General features: G+C 48.9%; 4 protein-coding genes and 2 pseudogenes. 2 read left to right on the top strand and 4 right to left on the bottom strand.

Annotation, left to right across the window (positions count from 1 at the left end):
• Positions 1 to 247 precede the first annotated feature (247 nt).
• Both H6F80_RS24600 and H6F80_RS30935 read right to left on the bottom strand, forming a co-directional pair.
• Entirely contained in the window at positions 248 to 682 is a 435-nt protein-coding gene (locus tag H6F80_RS24600) for an IS630 family transposase (RefSeq protein ID WP_199296807.1), read from the bottom strand.
• Positions 577 to 1,035, bottom strand: a complete 459-nt coding sequence (locus tag H6F80_RS30935) for a winged helix-turn-helix domain-containing protein (RefSeq protein WP_347277918.1) — start codon at positions 1,033 to 1,035, stop codon at positions 577 to 579. The genes H6F80_RS24600 and H6F80_RS30935 overlap by 106 nt, the downstream gene beginning before the upstream one ends.
• Here H6F80_RS30935 and H6F80_RS31450 point away from each other — a divergent pair.
• A pseudogene (locus H6F80_RS31450) lies at positions 1,025 to 1,967 on the top strand (ISAs1 family transposase); the annotation flags it as partial. The gene H6F80_RS30935 and the pseudogene H6F80_RS31450 sit on opposite strands and share 11 nt — an antisense overlap.
• Positions 1,968 to 1,978: 11 nt before the next feature.
• Here the strand turns inward: H6F80_RS31450 and H6F80_RS31445 are convergent.
• A complete protein-coding gene (locus H6F80_RS31445; RefSeq protein ID WP_518523643.1) occupies positions 1,979 to 2,374 on the bottom strand; it encodes a helix-turn-helix domain-containing protein in 396 nt (131 codons plus the stop codon).
• A 123-nt stretch (positions 2,375 to 2,497) separates the two neighbouring features.
• Positions 2,498 to 2,977 carry a DDE-type integrase/transposase/recombinase gene (locus H6F80_RS24580; RefSeq protein ID WP_347277919.1) on the bottom strand — a complete coding sequence of 160 codons (480 nt, stop codon included), beginning with the start codon at positions 2,975 to 2,977 and terminating at the stop codon, positions 2,498 to 2,500.
• Between the two features lie 81 nt (positions 2,978 to 3,058).
• Here H6F80_RS24580 and H6F80_RS24575 point away from each other — a divergent pair.
• Positions 3,059 to 3,267: pseudogene (locus tag H6F80_RS24575) on the top strand (IS6 family transposase); the annotation flags it as partial.

Here is a 3,267-nt window from a genome sequence, read left to right as displayed (position 1 = left end):
CGATTCAAGCCAGTTAAAGCGCGCAGCAAGCGGTCTTGTGTCAGCACCCGTTCAATATCCAGCATTTGCTTATCCCATTTCTGCCTTCTATTCTTGCTTATTTCCCGACAAGTCTAATGGTATCCAGGGCAGATAGAGCATCTAGGATGAAAGAGTAACCAGTGACAGAAGCAATCATATCGGGTACTAACTGGGTGAGCAGTTGATCAACTTTCGCTTGCAATTGATCAAGCGTCTTAAAGAACGTTCACTTCAGGTCTGCTTTGAGATGTTGCCATAACCGCTCAATCGGATTTAGCTCTGGACAGTAAGGAGGTTGAAATAACAAAATGACATTCTCTGGCACCACTAAGTCTTGACTGGTGTGGAAGCGACCGTTATCCACTTGGAGAATGTTTAGACTATTCGGATAAGCTTTGGAAAATTCGTCCAGGAACCTTTGGTAGCAAACGGTATCCACGTGGGAAAATTGCAAAAACAAGGATTCTCCTGTTGCTGGTTCAACCGCACCATAAAGCCAAAACGCTTTGAACTGCCACTGCCATTGCCCAACGGGTTTAACACCGCAAGCAGTTATCAACCGTCCCAGTAACGTCTTGAGTCCAAAGCGGCTCTCATCCTGCGCGAAATAACGGATTTCTCGTGGCTCTTGACCGGTGACGCGGTCGTATTGCCTGAGCAGCGCAAGGTCGTCGGCAAGGTTTTTTTGAATGCGTCTCGCTGTTCGTGGTTCTGCTTGATGTGCTCAGGACGAGGCACTTTCAGCTTTGCCCCAAGGCGGTAGCGAGTCATCTGGTACACCGCATGATACTCGGCTTCAACGCCCAGCGTCTCGCTCAACCACTGCTGCACCATGCCATAGCTTGCAAATCCATGATCTGCCTCTTGTAACCGCTTGGCTAACGCTTCTTCTGCCCATTGCGGTATCTTTCGCACCCCCCCAGTCGGCAGGGCTAATTCATTGTGATAGTAGAGAAGATAGGATAGGAAGAAATCCAGTTCCTTCAACTCATGAACAGTAGCAATGGCTATCACGATCATTGAAGCACTGCAGCAAGTCAAAGACTTTCGAGCTAAACGCGGACAACGGTATCCGCTGTGGGTGATCTTGTTGCTGGTTGTTCTCGGAACACTCAATGGGTGCAGGAGTTATCAAGCGTTGGAAGAGTTTGCTCAACGTCACTATCAGGCGCTGGTCAATCACTTAGGCTTATCTTGCCAACGGTTACCTTCCGATAGCACGATCCGACGGGCTCTGATGGGTGTAGACTTTGCCCAACTGGCGCAGGTATTCGTGAACTGGGCAAAGCCTTACGTTGAGTATGACGAGTTGGGATGGTTCGCTATCGACGGCAAGGGGCTCAACGGCAGTATTGTGGCTCCCTGTGAGGCTCATCAGCAGTTTGTCAATTTGGTTTCTGTGTTCAGTCAGTCTCAAGGCATTGTCGTGGCGATGGAGTCGTATCGGAGTAACCAAGGCAGCGAAATTGAAGTGGTCGCAGCCCTGATTCGAGCATTAGATTTGCAAGCTGTCACCTACACGATGGATGCGGCTCACTGCCAAAAAAACGGTTAAGACGATTATTGAGCAAGGCAATGATTATGTGATTACCGTCAAAGCCAATCAGAAGTTGTTGTATCAACAAGTCTGTGCCATTACCCAGGATTGTGGACCAGTGAGTGTGTACATTCAATCTGACAAGACTCATCATCGTCTGACTCATCGAACGGTTGAAGTCTTTGATTGTTTAGCCGGGATTGCTCAAGACTGGTTAGGATTACGTCGCTTAGTCAGGGTGCAGCGGCAAGGCATGCGCAAGGGTAAACCCTGCACCCAATTGAGTTACTACATCACCAGTTTAGCCACCACTGCCCGACAGTTTGCCGAGCGCATTCGTGGGCACTGGGGTATTGAAAACCGGCTCCATTGGGTCAAAGATGTTGTCTTGGGTGAGGATGAGTGTCCACTCAAACTCGCTTATGCACCAGAAAACTGGGGACTAATTCGCACCTGGGCGATCAATGTGTTCCGCTTAAATGGAGAACCTTCCATTACCAAAGCCCAACGTCGAGTCGCAAATGACATCGAAGCTCTTTTCCTACTCCTACAATGAATTAACCCTGCCCCAGTCGGTTGCTTGATTTCGAGCATGGCTTCGATGCCGCCTTGTCGGTACAGCGATAGCCACGTTTGCAGTGTGTTCCGATGTTTCCCGACCGCTTTGGCAATCGCACTAATACTGGGAGCATTCTCCTGCTTGAGCCAGTATAGGACTTGCAATCGGTCCTTAGTTGTCGGCGTACTCGCTTGGCGCAACTGCTGGGCTAATTCATCCAGGCTTTCCTTGACTTCAATACGGGTAGTACCAACCATCAGGAGTGGGGAGAAACGGCTCCTCTCAGTCTACTTCATCTGCCTTGTCCTCTATTTAAATTGGTATGAGTATTCAAACTTTGTCTATTTTCCATAAATTTATCTTTCCCTTTCTTCTCTTTGTTAAATAGGTTGGAAGATCACCTGCAATTCATCAACTCTTTCTAAAAACAGTCCTCTTCTCTTAGACAAAGACACTGCTTCTGTCATATAACACTGTGGTCTTATAAAGTTTCTCACCTCATCGTATGCTTGACAAAATCGCTGCGCTGATTCAAACGCTCCAAATCCTAAAGTTGGATAATAGCGTTGCTTTATTCCTCGATGGCTCTGCTCGATCGGATTCCCTCGGCAATCTCTCACCTCATGCTCAACCGCTTCTCCCAATTCTTCTGCGATCGCTCGCGGGTAGCTCGTATGTCCATCCGTTGCGACTCGTTGCGGCGCTTGTTCTGCTACCTTATAGGCTTGAGCAAAAAACGCTTTTGCCGCTTCCATGTCTCGCTTCTCGCTCAACCTCACATCAACTAAACTCCCATCTTCATCGATCCCTCGATACAAGTAGCACCACCGACCACTGATTCGGATGTAAGTTTCATCCACAAACCAGATCTTGCTGGTTGTGTCGCAAAAACTGGTCAATGGTAAGGTAGGACAAGCCCAGCTCCCCTGACTCGCTCTCCAATGTCTACGTCCTCCCTGTTCAAATGGCGGCACTTTTTGCCTGAAATCATCCTGCTGAACGTGCGGTGGTACTGTCGCTACTCCCTGAGCTACCGAGATTTAGAGGAGATGATGCAGGAGCGGGGCATGGGAGCGGATCACTCGACGATCAACCGTTGGGTGTTGAGGTACGCTCCAGAACTGGACAAACGCATTCGACTCCACCTCAA

This window comes from Leptolyngbya sp. FACHB-711, assembly GCF_014695615.1.
Taxonomy (GTDB): domain Bacteria; phylum Cyanobacteriota; class Cyanobacteriia; order Elainellales; family Elainellaceae; genus Leptolyngbya_A.
Note: the sequence above shows the minus strand (reverse complement) of the source record. Positions and strands in the feature narration are given on the sequence as shown.